Genomic DNA, 24,811 nt, shown 5'->3' on the forward strand with positions numbered 1-24,811 from the left:
ATTCCCTGAATCAATTAATAAATCCTATTGGGATTCACATTGATAATACCGCGAGATAGATTACTATCCTTGTGAAGGACAGAGGCCATTCGCGAACAAACTCAGCGAAGCTTCAAACAAGAACCAGAAGAAAAACACGGACTACGTATGAAAAAGCTACTCAGTACCATTGGCATTTTAGCCACCACTTTTGCGACTTCATCTTTTGCTGACTCATCGGCCGCTAGTGAATGGCAAAAAATCGAACAACAAGCCGACGGACAAACCGTCTATTTTCATGCTTGGGGTGGTAGCCAAGAGATCAACCGCTATATCCAATGGGCAGGCAAAGAGCTTAAATCTCGCTACAACGTGACGTTAAATCACGTGAAAGTCACTGATATTTCCGAAACCACCACTCGCCTAATTGCAGAAAAAGCCGCAGGCAAAAACAGCGGTGGCAGTGTTGATATGGTTTGGATCAATGGCGAGAACTTCAAATCAATGAAGGATAACCAATTACTGTTTGGTCCTTTTGTTGAAGGTTTGCCAAGCTGGCAGTACGTTGATAAATCATTGCCAATTAATGTGGATTTTTCAGAGCCGACTGAAGGTATGGAAGCACCTTGGGGGGTGGGGCAATTAGTGTTTATTCATGATGAGCAAACCCTGCATAACCCTCCTCGATCTTTTGCTGAAATGCTGAGTTACGCAAAAGCGTTTCCAAATCGCCTAACTTACCCTCGCCCACCAGAGTTTCATGGGACAAGCTTTATTAAAGCCTTGATGATTGAGTTGACCAACAACGATCCCGCTTTGCAAAAACCAGTCACTGGTGAAACATTTGAGCAAATCACTCAACCGCTATGGGCTTACCTAGATGAGTTCCATAAAGTTGCTTGGCGTGGCGGTAAGCAATTCCCAGGAGGGACGGCTGAAACGCTTCAATTACTGGATGATGGTCAGATTGATCTTGCGATTACCTTTAACCCAAACGCGGTTTTTTCTGCGCAATCGAGTGGTAATCTTGCAGAAAGCACCAAAGCGTATGCGATGGACGCAGGTGCACTCTCAAACATTCACTTCTTAGCGATTCCTTGGAACGCAAATGCCAGTGCCGGTGCGCAAGTTGCGATAAACTTTTTATTGAGCCCTGAAGCACAATCTCGCAAAGGTAACCTTAACATCTGGGGCGATCCTTCAGTGCTAAGCAGCCAATACCTAACAGGTTCGGCTAAAAATACTCAACAATTCAAATCTATCGCTGAGCCGCATCCGAGTTGGCAATCTGCCTTAGAAAAAGAATGGTTGAAACGCTACGGGAATTAATAAGAGCCCATGTTAAGAGCGCTATATTTAGTCATTATCGCTGTTTGTATTTTACCTACCATTCCGGGACTACTCGGAGTGGTGGTTTCTGCGCTCGGTTATGTACCTCCTATCGGCTTGCACCACTTTTCTTTGGATGGCTTTAACGCTGTTTTTGATTGGGAGGGTGTTTGGACATCCATCGGGCTGACTTTCTACTCTGCCATTTTCAGTAGCTACTTGGCTTGCTTGATCACATTTGCGATTTTGCAAGCATCGTGGGGCAGCAAGTTTTGGCGAAAAATTGAAGTTAGCCTCTCGCCACTTCTCGCTATGCCGCATGTCGCGTTTGCAATTGGCTTTGCGTTCTTGTTTGCACCAACCGGTATGGGCGTTCGTGTTCTCAACCAACTGTTTGGTTATGATCCAAATGCGCAAACGGTGAATGACTTAGCGTTGCTAATTAAAGACCCGCATGCACTCGGTTTGGTCATCATGCTTGCGATTAAAGAAGTGCCGTTTTTATTGTTGATGAGTATTCCAATTCTTCAGCAATTGAAAGTCAATAAGATTGAAAAAGTCAGTCATTCGATGGGCTACAGTTCGGCGCAAGCGTGGTGGAAATGCGTATTCCCACAATGGATAGCAAAACTGCGCTTTCCAATGCTGGCGGTATTGGCTTACAGCTTGTCGGTTGTTGATGTTGCATTGATTATTGGCCCTACCAACCCACCAACGTTTGCGGTTTTGGTATGGCAGTGGTTTAACGATCCTGATTTATCACTTCTACCAAGAGCTGCCGCAGGCGCGGTCGTGTTGTTTGCTATCGCTAGCCTTTTGATTGGATTTGCACGCTTAATGGAATGGTGTATTACCAAAGGCTTCAAACGCTGGCAGTACTCTGGTCGAAACGGGTTTCGTTTACCCGGTAAAACCCTATTTTCACTGATCGCGCTACTTGCACTTCTAATGATTCCACTCATGGTGGTATGGAGCTTTGCTCAACGCTGGCGCTTTCCAGATTTACTACCGAGCCGCTATAGCCTGCGTTTTTGGGAATACGAATGGCACAGTATTCTTGGTACGCTGGAGCAGAGCATGCTGATTGCCGTTATCAGCGCGACCGTCGCTCTAGCCCTTGCCTTGATCGCACATGAGTATCGCCTTCGTTATCGCTGGCAGGTGCCCGGTTACATCATCGCCATCCCAATGCTGATTCCTCAGCTATCCGTGCTATTCGGTATGCAAGTAGTGACGCTGTACTTAAACAGTAACGCGTATTTCTTTTGGGTATGCTGGGCGCACGTGTTCTTCGCGTTCCCATTTATTTACCTCTCGCTAGACGGTCCATGGCGCAGCTTCGATAACGGCTTAACTCGCGTCGCACTCAGCTTGGGTAAATCACCGATGCAAGCTTGGTTAAAAGTGAAACTGCCAATCCTCCTACCTGCGATTGCATTCGCATGGGCTGTCGGGATTAGCGTAAGTCTGGCGCAATACCTGCCGACATTGGTGCTAGGGGCTGGGCGCATTAGCACCATCACCACCGAAGCCGTTGCGCTATCCAGTGGTTTTGACCGACGTGTCACCGCGATTTACGCCATTTGGCAAGCACTCTTGCCTTTCTTGTTCTTCTCTTTTGCGATACTACTAAGCCGCTTACACGTGAAGTATCGCCGCTTGTCTATAAAAGGTTTACTACTGAATGAGTCTTTGTCTCGAAAACCTCGCCATCCGTAAAGCCAATGGCGACACGCTTTTTTCAACGTTCAACATGACCGTAGAGAAAGGTGAAATTGTTACTCTGATGGGACCAAGTGGTTGTGGTAAATCCACTTTGTTGGATGCTATTGCTGGGCACCTATCCGCCGAGTTCAACTACTCTGGATCCATTACGCTTGATAACGAAAAGTTGGATGCCCTCCCTGCCCATAAGCGTCAGGTCGGTATTCTATTCCAAGACGATTTGCTCTTCCCTCACTTGACGGTGTGGGAGAACCTTGCCTTCGCGCTACCAAACTCAATCAAAGGTGAAGAGCGTAAAGCTCACGCCATGCAAGCACTGAAGAACATTGCATTGACCAAACTTGCCGAATCCTTCCCAGATCAAATCTCCGGAGGACAACGTGCCCGTATTGCTTTGACTCGTATGCTGTTGGCAAAGCCGAAAGTTGCGCTACTCGATGAGCCCTACAGCAAGTTAGATAAAGATCTGCGCGTACAGTTTCGCAATTGGGTGGTCGAGCAATTGCAGCAAGCGAACATCCCTACTTTGATGGTAACGCACGATGAAGACGATATTCCCAATGGCAGCCGTTGTCTAAACTGGCCGTGGGAGACAAATCATGCTTGATAGCCTAAGTATAAAGCTCATCCGCAAACCGCTGGCACTCAGTGCGACATACCTCGACAAATGTGGTATCACCGCAAATCAAACGACAGTATTAGGTTTTGTGCTTGGCTGTTTTGCTCTGCCGGCTTTGATCACCGAACAATACTTGTTGGCATTGCTGTTTATTTTGCTTAACCGAATCTGTGATGGATTGGATGGCGCACTTGCAAGGATTCAGGGTATCACTAATGCTGGCGGTTTCCTCGATATCAGCTTGGATTTTCTGTTCTATTCGCTGATTCCTTTTGGCTTTGTGTTGGCAAATCCAGAGCAAAATGCCATTTCAGGAGCATTTTTGATTTTTTCCTTTGTCGGGACGGGAAGCAGCTTTTTAGCTTTTGCCATCATGGCGGGAAAACAAGGCATCGATAATCCGGTGTATAAACACAAATCTCTCTACTACATGAGCGGTTTAACCGAAGGTACGGAAACCATCGGCTGTTTTGTGTTGTTTTGCCTGATGCCACAGCACTTTTCGGTCATTGCATACATCTTCGGTGCGGCATGTTGGTTTACCACATTCACGCGAATTTACTCTGGGTTTCATACGCTCAAAGACCATTAATACGGTTAGAAAATGTACGTTTACTAGAGAGAAAACATCACTAAGTAACTGTTTTATAAAGCATCAAAGCACATGTTAAATTGAGGTATATACTCTTTGGGTGGAGAAACCATTCGGAGGCTATATGAAAAAACACATCAAGTTAGGCATGTTGCTCACCATTACTTGTGCGATCGTGCTTGGCGGCTGTAGCTCACCTAACCCGTACGGAGATGCATACGGCTCGTCCGACACTCGCAAAGTTCAGCAGGTTTACTACGGCACGATAGAAAAAGTAGAACCCGTAACCATTGATGCCTCTACCCAATCCAACGCCATCGGTACAATAGCAGGGGCTGCCGTGGGTGGCATTTTGGGTTCGAAAATTGGGGGCGGTTCTGGCTCGGATATCGCAGCCATTGGTGGTGGTTTATTAGGTGGTTATGCAGGTAGTAAAGCCGCCGAAGCAACCGCGAAAAGAAATGGTGTGAACCTGACTATTCGCTTAGAGGATGGAAAGATCATATCTGTCGTTCAAGAAGCAAACCCAAACATGATTTTCCAGCCAGGCCAAGCCGTTCAAATCAACATGTCTGGTAATGACGCAAGGGTTGTACCTCGCTAATTTGAACACGATGACTCCGTTCCATTGTTCTGCTGTTTTGGCTCAAAGAGTTTAATCCGCGCAAGCGTACGTTGCTTACTCATCGGCTTGCGCGATTCTACTTGTATCAAGTTTGATCGTCGTCAATGGAACATCAATCTCCCACACCTTTCGATGTTAAAATGACATCAAATTGCTAGCATGAGCCCATTCCTGATAACTTTGGGCTTGTTATGACACCGACTGTTGACCACGTACTCCTTAATATCGCGCTAAACCTCAGCTCTAATCGTTCTCACGAGCAGCAATATCAAAACCTCATTGATGGGGTCGCGCAAGTATTCCCATGTGATGCGAGCTGCCTGTTTATCTTTGATGAGGATGGTTTTTTGACTCCTGTCGCGGTAAAAGGCTTATCTAGCTCGGTCTTAGGTCGTCGCTATTTCCCCAAAGCACATCCACGCTTAGATGCCATTATTCATAGCCGTGAACCGGTGCGTTTCGATGCCGATTGTTCACTGCCCGATCCTTTTGACGGCACGTTGTTAACCGAAGACCAGTGTATTGATGTTCACGATTGCATGGGCTTTAGCTTGTATGTGGAAGGACAACTTGTCGGCGCGTTAACTATGGATGCCCTAACGGTGGGCGCGTTTGATGACATTGACCCTGTCGCTATCGAAACCTTTGCGGCTTTGACCGCTGCGACGCTGCGTAACATCGCTCAATTAAAAGCACTCAAAGCGCAAAACCAGAAGCAAAAAAGCGTCACTCAAACCCTTATCCAGCAAGCCCGTTCTCAACATGGCGAAATGGTGGGTTTGAGTCCGCAGATTAACCAGTTACGAAACAACATTGCGACCGTTGCTCAATCAGATTACGCGGTACTTATCACAGGAGAGACCGGTACGGGTAAAGAACTGGTCGCGCACTCGGTACACGCGCAATCTCATCGTAGCGATAAGCCGATGATTTACGTCAACTGTGCGGCCCTGCCTGAAGGTCTGGCTGAGAGTGAACTGTTTGGCCATGTCAAAGGCGCATTTACAGGTGCTAATAGCCACCGTGCCGGTAAGTTTGAACTGGCAGACGGTGGAACGATTTTCCTTGATGAAGTGGGCGAACTGCCTTTGATTTTGCAAGCAAAATTGCTGCGCGTAATTCAGCAAGGTGAGCTGCAACGTGTAGGTAGCGATCAGCATTTGATGGTCAATGTGCGCATCATCGCCGCGACCAATCGACAATTAGAAAAAGAGGTCGAAGCTGGCACGTTTCGAGCAGACCTTTTCCACCGTTTAAACGTGTTCCCAATCCAAGTCCCCCCACTGCGTGCCCGTGACGGGGATATTCCCGTTTTAGCAGGATATTTGTTGGAAAAAGTACGCCAACAATTCAATGCACCCAATCTGCACGTTCACCCTAAAGTGTTGACTCAATTGGAATCTTTACCTTGGTACGGAAACGTGCGCGAGCTCGAACATACGTTAACTCGCGCGGCTTTGCACGCCATTCAACAAGGCGCAAGCACGATCATGCTTAACCATTTCGACACCTCATTGGCTCTCGATGATGTAAAAAACACATCACATTATCTGCCCAAAAAAAGTCAACCAATGCGAGAACTGATAGAAAGCTATCAACGTGATTTAATTGAACATGCTTTAAGCCAAACTGGTGGCGTTTGGGCAAAAGCGGCGGAGTTTTTACAAATGGATCGCGGTAACTTATATCGAATGGGTAAAAAGCTCGGGATCAATAAATAACCAACCACAGGAATCCGATGTAATTAAGACATCGTTTGCGTTGTCTTAATTACATCACCCGCCCTATTAAAAACAAACAAAGCCATTAAAAATCAACAAGATAACAATTGGCACGCATTCTGCTCTCTAGTGGTCAACATCACGACTATTAAACAATCACTGGAGAACCCAATATGTTCTGTATTCAATGTGAACAGACAATTCAAACCCCTGCTGTTAAAGGTTGTTCTTTTGCACAAGGCATGTGTGGCAAAACTTCTGAAGTATCAGACCTACAAGACGTGTTGGTTTACACACTGCAAGGGGTTTCTTTTTGGGCATCAAAAGCACTTGAATTCAACATCATTAACGATGAAATCAACCAATGGGCACCAAAAGCATTTTTCTCTACATTGACGAACGTAAACTTCGACCCTGAACGTGTCCTAGAGCTGACTTCTCAAGCAGCAACGTACAAAGCATTGCTAAAAGAGCAAGTGATGTCGGCAGCAACGCTTGCCGATACCGAAGTCGCTGACATTCCTGCGGTTGCTCACTTTGAGCTACCAAACAGCGCAGAAGCAATCTTAGCTTTTGCTCCGCAAGTCGCGGTTAACCGTGGTAAAGACCAAGTACATGAAGATGTTATTGGCCTACGCCTACTTTGCCTATACGGCCTTAAAGGTGCAGCCGCGTACATGGAGCACGCACGTGTTCTTGAGCAAACCAACAACGATATCTATGCCGAATACCATGAAATCATGGCGTGGTTGGGCACAGATCCTGAAGATCTCGGCGAACTACTTGATTGCTCAATGCGCATTGGCCTGATGAACTACAAAGTGATGGAAATGCTCGACCAAGGTGAAACAATGACCTTCGGTCATCCAGAACCAACCACGGTGAACGTCAAGCCAGTAAAAGGCAAATGTATTCTTGTTTCTGGCCATGATTTGCATGACCTAGAAAAAATCCTGCAACAGACTGAAGGCAAAGGCATTAACGTTTATACCAACGGTGAAATGCTGCCTGCACACGGCTACCCTGAGCTGAAGAAATACCCTCATCTTGTCGGCAACTACGGCAGCGCATGGCAAAATCAACAGAAAGAATTCGCAAACTTCCCTGGCGCAATCGTAATGACGTCAAACTGCTTGTTGAATCCAAATGTGGGTCAATACGCAGACCGTTTATTCACGCGTAGTATTGTTGGCTGGCCTGGAGTGGCTCACATCGAAGGCGATGATTTTAGCCAAGTGATTGAATGTGCTCTAGCGCAAGACGGTTTCCAACACGATGAAATCGAACACCACATCACGGTTGGTTTTGGTCGCAATGCACTGATGAACGCCGCCCCTGCGGTTATCGACCAAGTGAAGCAAGGCAACATCAAACACTTCTTCCTAGTCGGCGGTTGTGATGGTGATAAAGCGGAACGCAGCTACTACACCGATTTTACGGCTGAAGCGCCAGAAGACACGCTAATCCTGACCTTGGCGTGTGGTAAGTTCCGCTTCAACAAGAATACGTTCGGCGATATCAACGGTATCCCTCGCCTATTGGATGTGGGCCAATGTAACGATGCTTACTCTGCAATCCAGCTTGCACTTGCACTGGCGAAAGAGTTTAACTGTGACATCAATGAACTGCCACTCACGCTTGTACTTTCTTGGTTCGAGCAAAAAGCGATCGTTATCTTGCTAACGCTATTTGCATTGGGCGTGAAAGGCATTTACACAGGCCCTACTGCACCGGCATTCCTTACGCCAAACCTAATCGCCATCATCCAAGAGAAGTTCGATATGCGCAGTATTGGCAATGTTCAGGATGATCTAAAAGCCATCCTAGCAGCCTAATAAACCTGCTTGTTACGCGCCTCCTTACGTGGAGGCGCTATCTATTTCGAACTAAGAATAGCCACAACCAAAGAGATTGTTATGTTTTTTGAATGGCAAGGTAACCAACCCGTCACACTCCGTTGCATCGACAAATACTTCGAAACACACGACACAGTCAGCATCAAATTGGCCGAACTAACCGAATCACTTCTGTTTCAGTTTAAGCCTGGCCAGTTTATTAACTTGGGCGTCGAAATTGATGGAAAAATGGAGTTTCGTGCCTATTCAATCAGCTCGATCAATGAAGACGATCACCTTCAACTCACCATCAAACGAGTAGTAGGCGGTAAAGTATCGAACTACATCGTTGACTCGCTGCTGCTCGGTGATACCGTTCAAGCATTACCACCAGCGGGCGAATTTAACTGCATTGACCACCCACCCGTTTTACGTGATGGCGAAACAAAAGCCTTGCTTATCAGTGCAGGTTGCGGCGTCACGCCCGTATTTTCGATGGCAAAACACTGGCTGAGTGAGCAAGATGAAAACGACAACGATGTGGACATCGCATTTCTTCATATCGCACGCAGCCCAGAAGAGACGATTTACTACGATCAGCTAGAAACGTTCGACGCTGTGTATCCCAACTTCCATTTAAAGCTGTTGCTGAAAAACCGCGAAGGAACGTCACACCCACAAGGTCGTTTGAATGCCGACTGGCTTAAAGAGCTTGTTCCTGATTTCAAGCAACGCACCGTTTACCTGTGTGGTCCAAGTCAGTTCATGCAAGATGTTCACGGCTATTTGAATGACCTTGGTTTTGACATGACGAACTTCTACCAAGAGAGTTTTACGCCAGCGACTGGCGCAGAAACATCGGTCTCCGATGAAGTTGTTCGTGTTTCTGTTCCTGACTTTGCTCAAACCATCGATGCGCAAAGAGGTCAGGTACTGGCCGATGTGCTTGAAGGCGCAGGTTTACCATTAATCGTCGCTTGTCGTAGCGGCATTTGTGGCTCGTGCAAATGCAAGGTTCGTCAAGGCAGCGTCTCTTCCACCAGCCTAGAAACATTGACGCAAGAAGAAATTGAACAAGGCTATGTGCTCGCCTGCTCATCAACCATTGAAGCAGATCTTGAACTGCAGATTGGTTAGTTTTCCAAATACAAAAAAGCGCCGCGATACGTCTGTTTAGATGTTTCGCGGCGCTTTTTTTTGATGTTACTTCTGTTGCAACAAAAGTCTTTTAGCTAAATAACAACACTTTCAATGCAGCTTCGCTGTCTACGTCCATAAACTCTGGTGGGTTATCCAGACGCTCACGGAATGTCAACTCTGGCGCTTCTTCTTTCATGTTTTCAATCAAGAAGTCGCTTGTCACAGATGGCGAGTTCACACATGCCATCACTTGACCGCCTTCTGCCAACAAATCTGGCAACCGACGTAGAATCTTTTTGTAATCTTTAGTCAGCGCAAAGCTGCCTTTCTGGAATGAAGGCGGATCGATGATAATCAAGTCATACTGACCAGATTTTTTAATCTTACCCCACGATTTAAAGATATCGTGCCCCATAAAGCTTACCTGGTTGATGTTATGACCATTTAGCTTGTGGTTCTCACGACCTTTAGACAGCGACGCTTTTGCCATGTCGACGTTAACCACTTTATCTGCGCCACCCGCAATGGCAGCGACAGAAAAGCCACACGTGTAAGCAAACAAGTTGAGCACGTTTTTATGCTTCGCATTTTCGCGAACCCAATCACGACCGTAGCGCATGTCCAAAAACAGACCGAAGTTTTGGTTGCGGCCAATATCCAATTGGTATTTCAAACCGCTTTCTTCAACGACAGGGCGAGCGTCTAATTCACCAACAAGCACTTCTGAAGGCGCACCATCGGCATAACGGTGCTGAAGAACCATAGTGCGACCTTGCTTATCTGCCCACAGTTGTAATTGTGCCAACGCATTAAGGCCGCTTTTCAGCTCGGCGAGAAACGCGTCGTCGACTTCTTTAAACAAGTTGATGATCAACTGACCTTGTAACCAGTCACAAGTGATTTGCTCTAGGCCTTCAAAACGACGGCCACGACCATGAAACAGTCGACGAATTTCATTCGGAGCTTGCGCGAGCTCGGTTTCTAGATGCTGAAAAAACAGCGGAAGTTGTGATGCTTGCATCGAGTTCTCTTATTAGTTTTCTTTGTGACGGTTATTTGATCGTAGGCCAGTTCAGTTCCCAAGGGGAAAGCCAAGTATCCAAACCCTGAGAGACGATTTCACTGTGCCATTTGTTACCCAGCACTTGGTATTCTCGTGGGTCGCAAACAAAACGATATTGCTCATCTCGGTATTGGAAGCAAAGTGAAAGTGCATGCAGGTAACCGCGATCAGCCTCATTGCCTGCATTGTAAATCGGGTCGCCAACAATACCTGAGCCAACCGATTTTAATGCCACGCGGATTTGATGCGTTTTACCAGTGTGTGGCTTACATAAAAATAGGCGCTCTCCGGGCTCTGCCGCAAGAGAGAAAAACTGGGTGACGGCTGGGTTATTTTTGCTGTTGACCAGCTTCCATGATGAACGGCGCGAACGCTCCATATCACCAACGACCAAACCTTGTTTCTTTTTCGGCTTTTTAGAGCCAATCGCCAGATAAAACTTTTCCACTTGGCGGTCTGCGAAGGCTTGCGATAACGCACTGGCCGCTTTAGCGTTGCGTCCGAGGAGCAGAATACCCGATGTCATTTTATCCAAGCGATGGATAAGATAGAGCTGCTCATCACCACTCTGCTTAGCCACTTCTTGCAACAGCATTGTGTCGCCATCGTCTTTATGAACAGAGACGTTGGGATGTTTATTGATGATCAGAAAATCGGGATGGGTATGTAGAATATCGAACATAAAAAACTGGCTCCACGTTTGGAGCCAGAAGTATACCGATTCTGATTGATTAGGCGAGCTTAAACTTACCCACTAGTGTTTCCAACTCGTGTACCTTGCGGTTCAAACCTTCTACGCTTTGTGAGCTGTCATTCGCTAGTTGCAGTGAGCGAACCGAAATGTCGCTGATCGACGTAATATCTGCGGCAATTTCTTTTGTCACCGCAGTTTGCTCTTCGGCGGCGGTTGCAATAGAGTTCACCATGCTTTGCACGTGCCCTGCACCAGCAACGATTTCTTCCAATGATTCCACCGCTCCCGAGCTTTGGCTAACACCAATTTCCACCAAACGGCAACCATCTTCGGTGTAAGTCACGGCTTCTTGCGTGCCAACTTGAATCGCTTGGATAATCTCGCCTACTTCTTGTGTTGCTTTCGTCGTACGCTCGGCAAGTGCACGGACTTCATCAGCCACAACCGCAAACCCGCGACCAAACTCACCCGCACGTGCAGCTTCAATTGCCGCGTTTAACGCAAGCAAGTTAGTTTGCTCTGCGATGTCTTCAATCACTTTAATGACTGCGCCAATTTTCTCGCCATGAGCACCAAGGTGATTCATCTGAACCGACATGTCCGCCATTTGCTTCGATACCTGTTGAATGCTCTCTACCATTTCAACAATGACAGTACGGCCTTGCTCGGCTGTGGCTTCTGACTTACGAGCTTCTTCAAACGTAGACGCACCTTGTTCCGCCACTTGTGAAATGGTCAAACTCAGCTCTTCTGCTGCCGTTGCGATGAGGTTCGCTTTGTCGGCTTGGCTACTCGCACCAGAAACAATGTCTTGGCTAACAACAGACAGCTCACTCGTGACCGACTTAACTTCTTCAGACACGACTGAAATAGAGCCGATCAACCCCGTTAGAGATGCCTGCATTTTATTTAAAGAGGTCGCTAAGTTAGAAAGCTCATCACCCGATTCGTCTTTGATAGGAGAAGCTGTCAAATCGCCTTCCGCCACGCGTTGTGCCAAAGTATCCAGTGCGGTCAAACGCCCTGTGATTGAATTAGACAACAAGTATGCAATGAACATTGTTGCGATCGCCGCAAGCGTACCTAGCGCGTAAATGGTGTTCTCAATATCGTTGAATGAATCGGTCAATTGGAGAAGCGCATCATGTGTGCTTTGGCGGCCTTCTGCCGTTGCCGCATTGAGCATGTCTTCAATTGGGGCTAGATTCACCTCGTACAACTGACGGACTTGCTCAACGTTTTCTTCTAAACTGCGATGCCCAATATTCGGCTGAATTTGGCTCTCAAAGCTCGACGTAAAATTCGCCATAAGCTGCTCAATTTTTTCGATATTGCGATAGTCTTCTCCACCAGCGGTTTCAAGACGTTTTACATCAGCCAACGCAGAGGCAAACTCTTTCTTGTTCGATTGATATTCACGTTGTGCACCACTGGTATTGATGATCATACCGACAGCATCTCGATAAATATCCCCAGCTTCATCGATCAAAGCCATGTATCCGATGGTCTCTGGGACGTCGTCTGTTCTGACTTCTTGTGCCACTTTATGTGAATTAATCACTTCAAACGTAATAATCGCGATCATCACCAACATTGTTGCCAAAATGGCACCAAAGCTCGCATATAACTTTTTACGAACTGACATTTTCACTGACAAGGTTCCTTATAAATTATGTTCTGTGCAGACATTGCTGTATCAATCTGCACATGAATTATTTCGGGACGATAGACACCCCTTTGCAGTGGTTGCGCATTTTATGTGACAAAAATCACATTGCAATTAAAGTTTTATAAAAAGACACAATTAATCTAAAAATGTCAGTCTTATCCTACAGACACAAAAAAAGCGGGAGCCTTACTAAGCCCCCGCTTTTCTTTATCTTTTTAAGCCGTTTACAGTTTCTTCGAAAGTAATCCTGCAAAACCAATAATCGCGATACCTAAAACCATGATTTCGCCTTTGCCGCTATCGAAGCCAGACTTAATGCCCATGAAGGCAACAATAGCAATCGCTACCGGAATGACGTATTTAACGAGGTTGTACCATAAGCCAAATAGTGGGAATGATACTTCGCCATCATTCGTGATTTCTTTTTCAAGCTCTGCACGGTTTAAGCGCCAGCCAGCAAAGATACATACCAACATACCCCCAACCGCTAGGAAGATTTTATCTGTCAGTAGGTCGAAGATATCGAATGCGCCAGTACCAAATAGCGTTGGTCCCATACCGCCTAGCGAAAGCGATGCAAAGACACAAAGTGATGCCATCACGACACTTGCTGAAACTACTGCGTTAGAACGTTTCATGCCTTTCTCATCGATAAGATAAGAAACCACTACTTCTAACAATGAAACCGAAGAGGTAAGCGCCGCTACCGTTAATCCGATGAAGAACAGAAGCGCAAGTAGCAAACCAATCACACCGCCCATTTCCGCGAACAATTGAGGAACAACGACGAACACCAGACCCGGACCTGCTGCTGGCTCCATGCCGAAAGCAAACATTGCAGGGAACATCGCGACACCAGCAAGGATCGCTACGCCGGTATCCATTGCCGTAACCATGCCTGTTGTTTGAACGAGGTTTTCTTTCTTCTTCAAGTAAGAGCCATAAGTCATCATACAACCCATACCAAGACTCAATGAGAAGAACGCCTGACCTAATGCTGCAAGTACCACGTTACTGTCCACTTTTGAGAAGTCTGGCATGAACAAGAACTCAAGACCTGCCATCGCACCTGGAAGCATCAAGCCTTTCACCGATACGATGATCAAGATGATGAACAGCAGCGGCATAAGAACTTTACCTGCTTTTTCGATACCGCCAGAAATACCTTTCATTACGATCAGTACGTTAAGGAAAAGGTACACACCCATCCAGAACAGCGGTTGTAGCGGATCAGAAATGAAACCACCAAAGCTGTCACCGATTGCCTCTGGCGTGCTTAATAGACCACCACCGACTTTAAAAATGTAAGCTAACGCCCAACCACCTACGACAGGGTAAAAACCCATGATAAGTAGCCCACTAAATACACCAATTACGCCGGTGAACGTCCAGCGTCGGTCAGTGGATTTAAATGCGCCTACGGCTGATAGACCTGTCTTACGACCAATAGCGAACTCAGTAAGCATGACGCTAAAGCCGATAAAAATAACAAAGAAGAGGTAGATCGCAACGAACGCACCGCCGCCACTCTCACCTGCTGTGTACGGGAACTTCCAGATGTTACCCAAACCAACAGCGGAACCCGCTGCTGCCATTACGAAGCCTAATTTAGACCCCCACGTATCACGTGGTGCTGCTGTATTAGTTGTAGCCACGCTTATTCTCCAAAGATTTGTTGTGTTGTGTATGCATAGAGATAGGCGTCTAAAATGTTTGTGTAAATATTTATATACACTTATAAGAAGTTTGTTCGACGCTCTATGTATAGCAAGTAAAGCAGTTCCCCATTAGAATTGGAACCCCAAAAAGTACATTTATCGCACAAGTGTAGTATTACGCACGTTAAATGCTGCTTTTTTGTTCAAAAGTTAAAGAATAGCCTTATTTTTCACATTAAAATAACAGAATCACCTGTTATGAAATTTGTTCCTCATGTAGGGTCAATCCCACTTCTCATTGGGAAATCTGTTCCCCCAACCCACTTTTATGCTTAATATCCTAGATGGGCATATTACTTTGAGCGTATATGGACAAGTTCTATCATTTTCTTACTCTTACTGGCATTGGACTGTATTGGTTCTTAGTTGCTGGTGTTACTTTACGCGTTGTTTTGAAGCGTCGTGCGGTGAGCGTGTCTTTAGCTTGGCTAATGATCATCTATATCCTTCCCGTGCTTGGCGTCGCGTGCTATTTCCTATTTGGTGAGCTGAACTTAGGCAGAAAACGAGCTGAACGAGCAAAAGAGATGTTTACCCCTTTTGCCAAGTGGTTTAGTCAACTCAATGATTGCCACGCGCACATGCCTGAAACCATGGGTCGCCATATCTACCGCATCGATGAACTGTGTAACAACCGTCTTGGGCTACCTGCTCTGAGCGGGAATACTCTGTCCTTGCAACAATCTCCTGATGAAATTCTGCACTCCATCATCGAAGACATCGAGAATGCCAAAACGAGCATTCGAATGGTGTTCTACATTTGGCACCCAGGCGGCTTGGCCGATTCGGTAGCATCCGCTCTTATCCAAGCATCTAAACGTGGTGTGGATGTGAAGCTGTTATTGGACTCTGCGGGTAGCCCACGCTTCTTCAGAAGTCCTTGGTACAAAATGATGAAAGATTCGGGTATCGAGGTTATTCAGGCGCTCGAAGTGAAGATGTGGCGTATGTTCTTACGTCGTCTTGATCTTCGCCAGCACCGTAAAATCATCGTCATTGATGATGAAATCGCCTATACAGGATCAATGAACCTTGTCGATCCTGCATACTTTAAACAGAGCAGCGGCGTTGGGCGTTGGATCGATATCATGGTGCGAGTTACAGGGCCAACCGTAAACGTGCTGAGTGCGATTCACTGCTGGGACTGGGAAGTAGAAACGGGCGAACGTTATCTGCCGAAGTTGCCAGAGTGCAAAATTGACAACAGCAAATACCAACATCCGATTCAGGTCGTTCCATCTGGCCCCGGCATGCCAGAGTATTTGATTTATCAAGTGCTTACTTTGGCAATTAACCAAGCCAATCGTTCGGTACGAATCACAACACCGTATTTTGTACCTAATACCGACTTGCTTGAGACGTTAAAAATGACGGCGCAGCGCGGTATTGATGTTGAGCTGATCATACCGCACAAAAATGACTCACTTATGGTTCAGTGGGCATCGCGCGCTTTCTACAGCGAGCTTTTGGCCGCTGGCGTGAAAATTTACGAGTTCTATGGTGGCTTGCTGCACACCAAATCGGTCGTTATCGACGACCAGTTCTGTTTGGTGGGTACGGTGAATATGGACATGCGCAGCCTGTGGCTGAACTTTGAAGTCACTCTGGCTGTCGACGATGAAGAGTTCACTAAGCAATTGTCATGGTTGCAAGATGGTTATATCAAGCAATCTCATCCTGTCGTTTTGGACGAGTGGGAAAAACGTAGCCTTTATTCTCGTTTCCTTGAGCGTGTGTTCTACCTCTTCAACCCATTGCTCTAAATCAGTGACCATTTCAGTTCAAACCTCCAGTAATGAGAGTCCTTGCTGGAGGTTTATTTTATCTGCGTCTTACTTTTCGCATCGACTATTCTGTGCTTTCCCCAATACGTCTCATGTAATCATCGCTACCACACGGCGCTCTAAACGTTCAATCCAAACGGTTATTGGTTGATATGTGACTTTTCCCTTGCAAACCCTATGTCGTCCATGTTTTAAATAATCCAAATTGTAATATTTAAGACAGGGAATATTTATGTCAGAGGGCAAAAAGACCAAACTCATTACCGCAGGCCGCGATAAGAAGTGGACCAACGGCGTGGTAAACCCACCAGTACAACGCGCTTCTACTGTCGTGTTTAATACTGTTGCAGAGAAAAACCAAGCCGCAATAAACCGCGCAAACAAAACGCTGTTTTACGGACGTCGTGGCACTAACACTCACTTTGCTTTTCAAGATGCAATGGTCGAGATCGAAGGCGGTGCGGGTTGTGCTCTTTACCCTTGCGGAACGGCAGCTATTTCTAACGCGATCCTTTCTTTCGTTGAAGCTGGCGACCATATTTTGATGGTTGATACGTGTTACGAACCAACACGTGATTTCTGCAACGTGATCATGAAAAAGATGGGCGTAGAAACCACTTACTACGATCCGATGATCGGCGAAAACATTCGTGATTTGATTCAACCAAACACCAAAATACTGTTTCTTGAATCGCCGGGGTCAATCACGATGGAAGTTCAAGACGTTCCAACCATGGCGCGCATCGCTCACGAGCACGATATCATTGTGATGCTCGATAACACGTGGGGCGCAGGCGTGAACTTCTCACCTTTCGAGCATGGCGTGGACATTTCTATTCAAGCGGCGACAAAGTACATCGTTGGACACTCTGACGTCATGCTCGGCACCGCAGTAGCGTCTGAGAAATACTGGGACCAGCTTCGCGAACAAAGCTACCTGATGGGTCAATGCGTTTCTCCTGATGACGCTTACCTTGGCCTACGTGGCATTCGCACTTTGGATGTTCGCTTACGCCAGCACGCTGAAAACAGTTTGAAAGTCGCACAGTGGTTGGCAAGCCGCCCTGAAGTGGATCATGTTCGTCACCCTGCCCTAGAGACTTGCCCTGGTCATGAGTTCTTTGAGCGTGATTTTACTGGCGGCAATGGCTTGTTCTCATTTGTGCTGAAAACCTCGTATCCAAAAGCGACCACAGCTTTGCTTGATGGCATGAAACACTTCAGCATGGGTTACTCTTGGGGTGGTTATGAGAGTTTGATTTTGGCTAACGAACCTCGCAGCTTTAACAGCTTACGCACGGTCGCCAATCCGAACTTTGAAGGCACTCTGATTCGTATTCATGTGGGCTTGGAAGATGTTGAAGACTTAATCGCCGATTTAGAAGCCGGATTTGCTCGATACAACGCCCTAATGCTTGAAAAAGAAGTCTCTCTGAAATAACTCATGTTATCGCCCTGCTCAGCAGGGCTTTTTTATAAGCTAATGAAATAACTGGAGATCTACCGCCTCCCTTCTTCCTCTCCTTCAATGTTCATCATTTGTGTTGTTTTTCATTTGAGCAATCACAGAATAAAAACATGTGCTACATGAAGACTTCCCATCTTCTCAATTTGTCTCCTACCTTTTATCACTCATAAGAGGTCATACCACAAGGAGATAACTTTGAAACTCAAACTCATAGCAGTGTTGCTTTTTACTCTAATTACCCTGCCGATTGCTTCAGCCAACGCCGCCACTGGCTATACGCAAACCAAATACCCCATTGTGTTGGTTCATGGTTTGTTCGGCTTTGACTCGCTGGCTGGCGTGGATTATTTCTTTGGTATCCCTCACTCATTAACCAAAGATGGCGCTACAGTTTATGTGGCACAAGTTTCTGCGACAAACAGTAGCGAAGCCCGCGGTGAGCAGCTTCTTTCTCAAGTCGAAACCTTACTCGCCGCCACAGGTGCTAGCAAAGTGAACCTCATTGGTCACAGCCATGGTGGCCCAACAGCGCGTTATGTAGCCTCTGTACGCCCTGATTTAGTGGCTTCTGTCACCAGTATCGGCGGAGTGAACAAAGGCTCAAAAGTCGCAGACTTAGTACGCGGCACCGTTCCAGAAGGATCGGGGACAGAACAGTTAGCCGTTAAACTCGCGCAGGGGTTAACCACTCTGATCAATCTGCTTTCAGGTGGTTCAGATCTTGATCAAGATCCACTGGCTTCGTTAGCCGCATTAACGACGGAAGGCTCGCTAGCTTTTAACCAACACTACCCTGAAGGTACTCCAACCAGCGAATGTGGCGACGGTGATTTACTGGCACCAAACGGCGTGTATTACTACTCATGGACCGGATCATCCACTTTTTCCAACGTTTTCGATCCGACAGACGCAGCCATGATGGTACTCGGCTTGGCATTCGATGGGCCAAACGATGGGCTCGTTGGCGCATGCAGCACTCATTTAGGAAAAGTCATTCGTGATGATTACAAAATGAATCACTTGGACGAAATAAACGGTTTACTCGGTATCCACCATCTTTTTGAAACCGACCCCGTCACGCTGTATCGCCAGCATGCGAATCGTTTGAAACTGCAAGGTCTGTAACAGGAGTTCCGTATGAAGAAAGTCGCTCTTATCGCTGTGCGCATTCTTTCGCTTCTCGGTGTGGGAGCGGCTTCCCTCTACGTATCGGACTCACCACAATCCAAGATGGCTCAATCGCAACATGACACTACTATCGACCTCTCCTCTCAGAAAGACTTTTTTGAGTACTCATTAAGTGGCTTGGGGGAACATAGCCTTGAAGAAATCCAAGAAAATGTTGAAGAAAGTATCTCGCAGCAAAACTCACTAGGCATTGATGTTGAGTTGTTTCAAACCTATCTCGCGTACAAACGGGCGCTTTCTAAATTAGAACCACTTGAAGATACGACGTTGTCGTTAAACCAACTGCAACGGCTGAATGAAGCCATTCTAAATTTGCAACTTGAATACTTTAACGATCAACATATTTCCCAACTATTTGATGAAGAAAATCGACTACGCCAACTCGCAATAGAGAAACTGGCGATTAAAACGTACGAGCAAGACTCTGATTCTCAGCAACTACTACTCAACCAAGCGTTATCTGAACAACCTGAGTACATCAAGCAAAGTGAACGCAACAATGCCTTAACGAGGCAACTCGACCAAACCGCATTACTCAGCTCACAGGATAAGTATCTCGCTCGCGTCGAGCTGGTAGGAGAAGAAGGCGCGCAAAGGCTGCAAACATTGGATGAACAACGAGCAATGTTTGAAACAGAGCTAACAAATTACCTAGAAAAACGTGCAGATATTCTTGATGATGAGTTTTTGGGTCGCGAAGAGAAGCAGTTAGAAATTGCCAACTTAAGGAAGCAAAGCTTCGAGACAACTCAATGGCGCCGTATCGAAGCCTTGGAACGTATTCATGACAGCCAGAACTAGCTGTATAAACTGAACAATTATATAAACGAAACGTTACTGGTTTTGTTTTTTAGGGCATCCAACGATGTGGTCATCCACCATGCCAACGGCTTGCATAAAGGCATAACAGATGGTTTCACCGACAAACTTAAAGCCTTTCTTTTTGAGAAACTTGCTCATGGCTTTGGACTGTTCTGTCGAAGCAGGTACGTCACTCATTTCATGCCACTGATTTACCACAGGCTTGCCATCGACAAACTGCCACAACGCCTCTGATAAGCTGCCATATTCAGCAATAAGTGCTTTGGCTGCTTTAGCGTTGCTAAATACCGAATTGATTTTGCCGCGATGCTTCACTACATCGAAGTTTTCGACGATGAACTCGGCACGCTCTTCATTTCTCTGTTCCAACGCGTCCAAATCATAGTTTTCAAACGCTTCTCGGTATCCTTCACGTTTTTTCAGAATCGTAATCCAACTCAATCCTGCTTGCGCACCTTCCAACGTAATAAATTCGAACAACACTTTGTCGTCATAAACCGGAACGCCCCACTCTGCATCGTGATATTCGCGCTCTAGAGGGTGGTTCATCGCCCACGCGCACGTTTTGTGTTCTGTCATTTTTCGTCCTTATAAAAAGCGCCTCTAACTCACCAGCTAGAGGCGCTGAACTTTACATCGTTACTTTACATTAAGCCTATTTCGGCACCGACACTTTATGGAACAGACGATACAACACTGGCACGACAATAAGTGTCAGGATGGTGGCAAAACCTAAACCAAACATAATCGTTACCGCCATCGGTTTAAAGAAGATATCAGGTAGAAGAGGAATCATACCCAAAATGGTGGTAATCGCTGCCATACACACTGGGCGAACACGACTGACTGCCGCATCAACCACTGCGTCATACGCCTCTTTCCCCGACTTCATCTCAATTTCAATTTGGTCGAGCAGAACAATGCCGTTTTTGAGTACCATACCAGATAAGCTCAAAAAGCCCAGCAACGCCATAAAGCCAAACGGCGTATTGAGTGCCAACAAGCCAGTGGTCACACCAATCAATGCCAGTGGCACAGTGAGCCAAACAATCAGCGGTTCTTTAATCGAGTTGAATAGGAACACGGTGATCAAGAACATGAACAAGTAGCCCATTGGCATCGTTGTGAACAGAGACTCTTGAGCATCACCTGAAGACTCGTACTCACCACCCCATTCTAAAGAATAGCCAGGTGGCATTTGAATCGCTTCGATTTGCGGCTGTAGGCGTTTTTGCAACGTCGATGCGGTTTCTTCACCGAGAATATCAGGGTCCGCCATCACAGTAAGCATACGCTTACGGTTCTTACGCACGATGATAGGGTCTTCCCAACGCATGTCGTAACCCATTGTGACTTGCTGGAGTGGGATAAACTCACTCTGCGCAGGGCTCCAAATTTTCATGCCTTCGATGTTACGAATATCGATACGCTCGTCTTCTGGTAAACGCGCCACAATCGGCATCAACGTAGTACCGTCGCGGTAAAGACCTATCGTCATTCCCGAGAACGACATCGACAAGAAATCATCCACATCAGATTTAGTGATACCGTAACGACGCGCTTGGCTTTCGTTGAACTGAGGCTCAAGCACTTGAGTACGCTCACGCCAATCGTGGCGAATATTGGTCGCGCCCGGATCGGCGTACATGATATCCATTACTTGCGCCGCAATCGTGCGAAGCACCGTTGGATCAGAGCCGATAATACGCGCTTCAATTTTCGCGCCACCACCAGGGCCCAATTCAATCTGTTTGAGCTTGTAATTGATCTCTGGATAGTTGGCTTTTAGGTGATCCCTAAACCGTGCCATTAACGGCGCAAGCGCTTCGTAGTTATCAACTCGCGTAGTGATTTCACCATAAGCGGCATAGCTTTTTTCCGGAGCATACGTCAGCATAAAGCGTTGCAGACCTTTACCCGCAGTTGTTGTGATGTGATCAACGTGCTCTTGCTCAGCAAGCCAAGATTCCAGTTCTTTTAGCTTATCGTTAGTCGCACGAATATCTGTACCTTCCGGTAGCCACACATCCAATTGGAAAATTGGCGTGGTTGAAGATGGGAAAAACGATTGTTTTACCAAGGTAAACCCATAAACACTTGCACCAAGCCCAACAATCAAAACTACGACCGTTAACCACGCGCGACGCATACAAAACTCTAAAAACTTTTTATATGCCACAAAAATAATGCCGTTATATGGGTCGTTTTCCTCACCTTCACCTTGCTTGATTTTCTGTCCCTTAAAGAAAATATCGGCAAAGAACGGCGTTAGAGAAATAGCGGTAAACCAACTCAGCATGAGGGAAATCAGCAGCACCGTAAACAAGGTGCCACAGTACTCACCCGTGGAGTCTTCAGACAAACCAATTGGCGCAAATGCCGTTACCGCAATTACAGTTGCACCCAATAGCGGCCATTTGGTTTGAGTGACGATATCCGTCGCGGCTTGTAATCGCGTTCGCCCTTTTTGAGTGCCGATTAATATCCCTTCCACCACCACGATGGCATTATCCACCAACATACCGAGTGCGATAACCAACGCACCCAGAGAGATGCGCTGCAAGTCAATCGCGAGATATTTCATGAAGATGAACGTACCTAAAACCGTGAGTAGCAAGATCAGGCCTATCAATAGACCCGAGCGCAGCCCCATAAAGAACAGCAATACGATAATTACGATGCCAACTGCCTGCGCCAAACTGATCACAAAGCCGCTGACCGATTTATCTACCTCTTTCGGTTGGCTGTAAATCTCCGAGATCTCGACACCAACCGGTTGTTGGTACTTCAACTCGGCAAGGCGACGATCAAAGGCCTTACCGACTTCAACCACGTTGACACCTTGAGCAAACGACACACCGACGTTCAGCGCTAAGCTGCCGTTAAAGTTGATGATGTTACTCGGCACTTCAACATAGCCACGTTTAATTTCTGCTACGTCTTTGAGGAAGATAAGCCCTTGCGCACCAGATTCGGTGATCAACAGATCCCCTAACTCATCAACGCTTTGGAACTCACCCGTAGGCTGAATTCGAATGTACTCATCACCAATACGAATAGCGCCAGCATCAGACACAATATTTTGCGTGGACAGCAAGTTAAAAACCGTATTTGGCGACAAACCAATACTGCTTAACTTCTTCATCGAAACTTCAATAAAGACTTGCTCTTGCTGCTGACCAGAGACTGAAACCTTGCTGACGCCATCGACCAGTTCAAGCTCACGGCGTAAGTAGTCGACATAATCCAGCAACTCTTTATAGCTGTAGCCATCCCCTGTCACTGCCAACAAGATGCCGTACACATCACCGAAGTCATCAATAACCTGAGGCTCATTAACACCCGGTGGTAACGTGACTTTTAAGTCATTCACTTTTCGACGCAATTCATCCCAAATTTGTGGTAAATCATCGGGACCATAGTTGTTTTTCATCGTCACGGTGATCTGAGATAAACCACGGTTGGAAATGGAGTTCACTTCGTCAACGTAAGTCAGTTGCTGGATGGCTTTTTCCAGCGGGTACGTCACTTCTTCTTCCACTTGTTGCGGCGTCGCACCTGGGTATGACGTCACTACCATCGCATCTTTGATGGTAAAGGCCGGATCTTCTAAACGTCCCAACCCGAAGAAGGCAGCAATACCACCAATCAAGAAGATCAAAGACACCATCCAGCTAATCACGCGATTTCGAATGAAATAAGCCGCAATGCCAGTTACGTCATCATCACTTTGAGGCACTTTATTTTGCTCGCTCATAAACCAGCCTCCTGCTTAACCACTTCCACTTTCATTCCATCTCTGAGTCGCGAAACGCCCGCAACCACCACTTTGTCGTTAAGCGCTAATCCATCAAGCACTTGAATCGACGTTTTAGAGGCTTTACCGGTTCGGATTTGTTTTCGTGAAATAGTACTGTCGTCATTCAGCACCCAAACAAACTTGTTCTCACGTCCAAGCTCGTCTCCATCGGCATTGAAAATCGCCTCAATCGGCACATTGATCCCAACGTTCAGCTCTAAACCCACTTTTTCATCTTTCGAGGTCACTTCAACGGCCATGCCATCAAGGATGTATTCCTCTTTTGGCATCGGTAAAGAAAGCGTCACGGTAAACGTTCCCGTGGTTGGGTCAGGTTCAGTGGTGAACTCTTTAACCGTCGCCTTGTACTCGTTGCCACTAGGAACACGAACCACCGCATTAATTGCCGTTAATCTTTCTTCTGTAGGAGGCTGTTTGACGTACAAGCGATCTGGCAATTGAATCAGAACTTCTACGCGATCCAGACTGTGGATATTGACGATGTGTTGTCCAACTTGAACATTCTCAAATTGATCAATATTGACCCGAGAAATGATGCCATCAACCGGCGCTTTTAATGTGGTGAACGATAAACGCAACTTAGCGAGTTCCAACTCCGCCAATGCGATTTGGCGCTGCGCAGCAATTTCATCAAACTGCGACTTCGCCAACAAACCTTTATCCACCAAAGGTCGAGAGCGGCGATATTGACTGTCGACCACAGAAAATCTCGCCGTGGCATTATCGACATCCAGTTGATAATCCGTTGGGTCTAGGGTGGCGATAACAGCGCCTTTTTGCACTTTATCCCCTTCTCGCACCATCACGCGACTCACTTCGCCCGCCACACGGAAACTCAAATGAGAGCGGTCCGCGGCGTTCGCAACAGCAGGAAAATACAGATTGTCATCAACTCGATTACCTTCCAGCGAAACCACTCTTACTTTGGGAGTTTCGACGGTTCTTTCTGGCCCTTTTTCACCACAACCAGTCAAAGTAAGCGCCGCGAAAATCGTGGTTAAGGTTATGATTCCTTTCATA

19 protein-coding genes are annotated in these 24,811 nt (G+C 46.5%); 12 read left to right on the forward strand and 7 right to left on the reverse strand.

Annotation, left to right across the window (positions count from 1 at the left end):
• Window positions 1-147: 147 nt before the first annotated feature.
• From UF05_RS00665 to UF05_RS00700, 8 genes are all read left to right on the forward strand, one after another.
• Window positions 148-1,308: an ABC transporter substrate-binding protein gene (locus UF05_RS00665; protein WP_045546120.1), complete on the forward strand. Its 1,161-nt coding sequence runs from the start codon at window positions 148-150 to the stop codon at window positions 1,306-1,308.
• 9 nt (window positions 1,309-1,317) lie between these two features.
• On the forward strand, window positions 1,318-3,027 hold the full coding sequence (locus UF05_RS00670; RefSeq protein WP_045546121.1) for an ABC transporter permease: 1,710 nt from the start codon (window positions 1,318-1,320) through the stop codon (window positions 3,025-3,027).
• Window positions 2,993-3,640 (forward strand): ATP-binding cassette domain-containing protein, encoded by a 648-nt coding sequence (locus tag UF05_RS00675; protein ID WP_020840412.1) that lies wholly within the window; start codon window positions 2,993-2,995, stop codon window positions 3,638-3,640. Before UF05_RS00670 ends, UF05_RS00675 begins: the two co-directional genes overlap by 35 nt.
• A complete protein-coding gene (locus tag UF05_RS00680; protein ID WP_045546122.1) occupies window positions 3,633-4,244 on the forward strand; it encodes a CDP-alcohol phosphatidyltransferase family protein in 612 nt (203 codons plus the stop codon). Before UF05_RS00675 ends, UF05_RS00680 begins: the two co-directional genes overlap by 8 nt.
• Window positions 4,245-4,368: 124 nt before the next feature.
• Entirely contained in the window at window positions 4,369-4,848 is a 480-nt protein-coding gene (locus UF05_RS00685; RefSeq protein WP_005462302.1) for a glycine zipper 2TM domain-containing protein, read from the forward strand.
• Window positions 4,849-5,060: 212 nt separating this feature from the next.
• Window positions 5,061-6,590 carry a nitric oxide reductase transcriptional regulator NorR gene (norR, locus tag UF05_RS00690; RefSeq protein WP_045546123.1) on the forward strand — a complete coding sequence of 510 codons (1,530 nt, stop codon included), beginning with the start codon at window positions 5,061-5,063 and terminating at the stop codon, window positions 6,588-6,590.
• Between the two features lie 173 nt (window positions 6,591-6,763).
• Window positions 6,764-8,425 (forward strand): hydroxylamine reductase, encoded by a 1,662-nt coding sequence (hcp, locus tag UF05_RS00695; RefSeq protein ID WP_045546124.1) that lies wholly within the window; start codon window positions 6,764-6,766, stop codon window positions 8,423-8,425.
• Window positions 8,426-8,506: 81 nt separating this feature from the next.
• Window positions 8,507-9,562, forward strand: a complete 1,056-nt coding sequence (locus tag UF05_RS00700) for a hybrid-cluster NAD(P)-dependent oxidoreductase (RefSeq protein ID WP_045546125.1) — start codon at window positions 8,507-8,509, stop codon at window positions 9,560-9,562.
• A gap of 91 nt (window positions 9,563-9,653) precedes the next feature.
• On the opposite strand, the gene UF05_RS00705 is transcribed toward UF05_RS00700, so the two are convergent.
• The 4 genes from UF05_RS00705 to UF05_RS00720 form a co-directional block, all read right to left on the reverse strand.
• Entirely contained in the window at window positions 9,654-10,586 is a 933-nt protein-coding gene (locus tag UF05_RS00705) for a class I SAM-dependent methyltransferase (RefSeq protein WP_025632276.1), read from the reverse strand.
• A gap of 31 nt (window positions 10,587-10,617) precedes the next feature.
• Window positions 10,618-11,310 (reverse strand): TIGR01621 family pseudouridine synthase, encoded by a 693-nt coding sequence (locus UF05_RS00710; RefSeq protein ID WP_025551686.1) that lies wholly within the window; start codon window positions 11,308-11,310, stop codon window positions 10,618-10,620.
• Between the two features lie 49 nt (window positions 11,311-11,359).
• Complete coding sequence (locus UF05_RS00715; protein WP_025632277.1) at window positions 11,360-12,973, reverse strand: methyl-accepting chemotaxis protein; 1,614 nt, start codon at window positions 12,971-12,973, stop codon at window positions 11,360-11,362.
• A 242-nt stretch (window positions 12,974-13,215) separates the two neighbouring features.
• Entirely contained in the window at window positions 13,216-14,646 is a 1,431-nt protein-coding gene (locus UF05_RS00720; RefSeq protein WP_005462328.1) for a sodium-dependent transporter, read from the reverse strand.
• 371 nt (window positions 14,647-15,017) lie between these two features.
• On the opposite strand from UF05_RS00720, the gene cls reads away from it, so the two are divergent.
• From cls to UF05_RS00740, 4 genes are all read left to right on the forward strand, one after another.
• Window positions 15,018-16,472 carry a cardiolipin synthase gene (gene cls, locus UF05_RS00725; RefSeq protein ID WP_005462347.1) on the forward strand — a complete coding sequence of 485 codons (1,455 nt, stop codon included), beginning with the start codon at window positions 15,018-15,020 and terminating at the stop codon, window positions 16,470-16,472.
• 253 nt (window positions 16,473-16,725) lie between these two features.
• Window positions 16,726-17,934, forward strand: coding sequence for a cystathionine beta-lyase (locus tag UF05_RS00730; RefSeq protein ID WP_029845783.1), 1,209 nt, complete (start codon window positions 16,726-16,728; stop codon window positions 17,932-17,934).
• A gap of 222 nt (window positions 17,935-18,156) precedes the next feature.
• Complete coding sequence (locus UF05_RS00735) at window positions 18,157-19,086, forward strand: esterase/lipase family protein (RefSeq protein WP_045546126.1); 930 nt, start codon at window positions 18,157-18,159, stop codon at window positions 19,084-19,086.
• Between the two features lie 12 nt (window positions 19,087-19,098).
• Window positions 19,099-19,950 (forward strand): lipase secretion chaperone, encoded by an 852-nt coding sequence (locus tag UF05_RS00740; RefSeq protein ID WP_045546127.1) that lies wholly within the window; start codon window positions 19,099-19,101, stop codon window positions 19,948-19,950.
• Between the two features lie 33 nt (window positions 19,951-19,983).
• Here UF05_RS00740 and UF05_RS00745 read toward each other — a convergent pair whose 3' ends face one another.
• From UF05_RS00745 to vmeH, 3 genes are all read right to left on the reverse strand, one after another.
• Entirely contained in the window at window positions 19,984-20,550 is a 567-nt protein-coding gene (locus tag UF05_RS00745) for a DNA-3-methyladenine glycosylase I (RefSeq protein ID WP_021822793.1), read from the reverse strand.
• A gap of 76 nt (window positions 20,551-20,626) precedes the next feature.
• The gene (vmeI, locus tag UF05_RS00750) at window positions 20,627-23,728 is read right to left on the reverse strand and encodes an efflux RND transporter permease subunit VmeI (protein ID WP_005462306.1); all 3,102 of its coding nucleotides are present in this window, start codon (window positions 23,726-23,728) and stop codon (window positions 20,627-20,629) included.
• Entirely contained in the window at window positions 23,725-24,810 is a 1,086-nt protein-coding gene (gene vmeH, locus UF05_RS00755; protein WP_021453990.1) for an efflux RND transporter periplasmic adaptor subunit VmeH, read from the reverse strand. The genes vmeI and vmeH overlap by 4 nt, the downstream gene beginning before the upstream one ends.
• Window position 24,811: the final 1 nt, after the last annotated feature.

It is taken from the genome of Vibrio sp. S457-15 (assembly GCF_000960545.1).
Lineage (GTDB): Bacteria > Pseudomonadota > Gammaproteobacteria > Enterobacterales > Vibrionaceae > Vibrio > Vibrio parahaemolyticus.

What these genes read in the sequence shown, in the direction of transcription:
- UF05_RS00710 (WP_025551686.1), bottom strand. Translation starts at nt 11,310, where the DNA reads ATGTTCGATATTCTACATACCCATCCCGATTTTCTGATCATCAATAAA.
- UF05_RS00670 (WP_045546121.1), top strand. Translation starts at nt 1,318, where the DNA reads ATGTTAAGAGCGCTATATTTAGTCATTATCGCTGTTTGTATTTTACCT.
- UF05_RS00685 (WP_005462302.1), top strand. Translation starts at nt 4,369, where the DNA reads ATGAAAAAACACATCAAGTTAGGCATGTTGCTCACCATTACTTGTGCG.
- hcp (WP_045546124.1), top strand. Translation starts at nt 6,764, where the DNA reads ATGTTCTGTATTCAATGTGAACAGACAATTCAAACCCCTGCTGTTAAA.
- norR (WP_045546123.1), top strand. Translation starts at nt 5,061, where the DNA reads ATGACACCGACTGTTGACCACGTACTCCTTAATATCGCGCTAAACCTC.
- UF05_RS00730 (WP_029845783.1), top strand. Translation starts at nt 16,726, where the DNA reads ATGTCAGAGGGCAAAAAGACCAAACTCATTACCGCAGGCCGCGATAAG.
- UF05_RS00705 (WP_025632276.1), bottom strand. Translation starts at nt 10,586, where the DNA reads ATGCAAGCATCACAACTTCCGCTGTTTTTTCAGCATCTAGAAACCGAG.
- vmeI (WP_005462306.1), bottom strand. Translation starts at nt 23,728, where the DNA reads ATGAGCGAGCAAAATAAAGTGCCTCAAAGTGATGATGACGTAACTGGC.
- UF05_RS00665 (WP_045546120.1), top strand. Translation starts at nt 148, where the DNA reads ATGAAAAAGCTACTCAGTACCATTGGCATTTTAGCCACCACTTTTGCG.
- UF05_RS00700 (WP_045546125.1), top strand. Translation starts at nt 8,507, where the DNA reads ATGTTTTTTGAATGGCAAGGTAACCAACCCGTCACACTCCGTTGCATC.
- UF05_RS00680 (WP_045546122.1), top strand. Translation starts at nt 3,633, where the DNA reads ATGCTTGATAGCCTAAGTATAAAGCTCATCCGCAAACCGCTGGCACTC.
- UF05_RS00675 (WP_020840412.1), top strand. Translation starts at nt 2,993, where the DNA reads ATGAGTCTTTGTCTCGAAAACCTCGCCATCCGTAAAGCCAATGGCGAC.
- vmeH (WP_021453990.1), bottom strand. Translation starts at nt 24,810, where the DNA reads ATGAAAGGAATCATAACCTTAACCACGATTTTCGCGGCGCTTACTTTG.
- UF05_RS00740 (WP_045546127.1), top strand. Translation starts at nt 19,099, where the DNA reads ATGAAGAAAGTCGCTCTTATCGCTGTGCGCATTCTTTCGCTTCTCGGT.
- UF05_RS00745 (WP_021822793.1), bottom strand. Translation starts at nt 20,550, where the DNA reads ATGACAGAACACAAAACGTGCGCGTGGGCGATGAACCACCCTCTAGAG.
- cls (WP_005462347.1), top strand. Translation starts at nt 15,018, where the DNA reads ATGGACAAGTTCTATCATTTTCTTACTCTTACTGGCATTGGACTGTAT.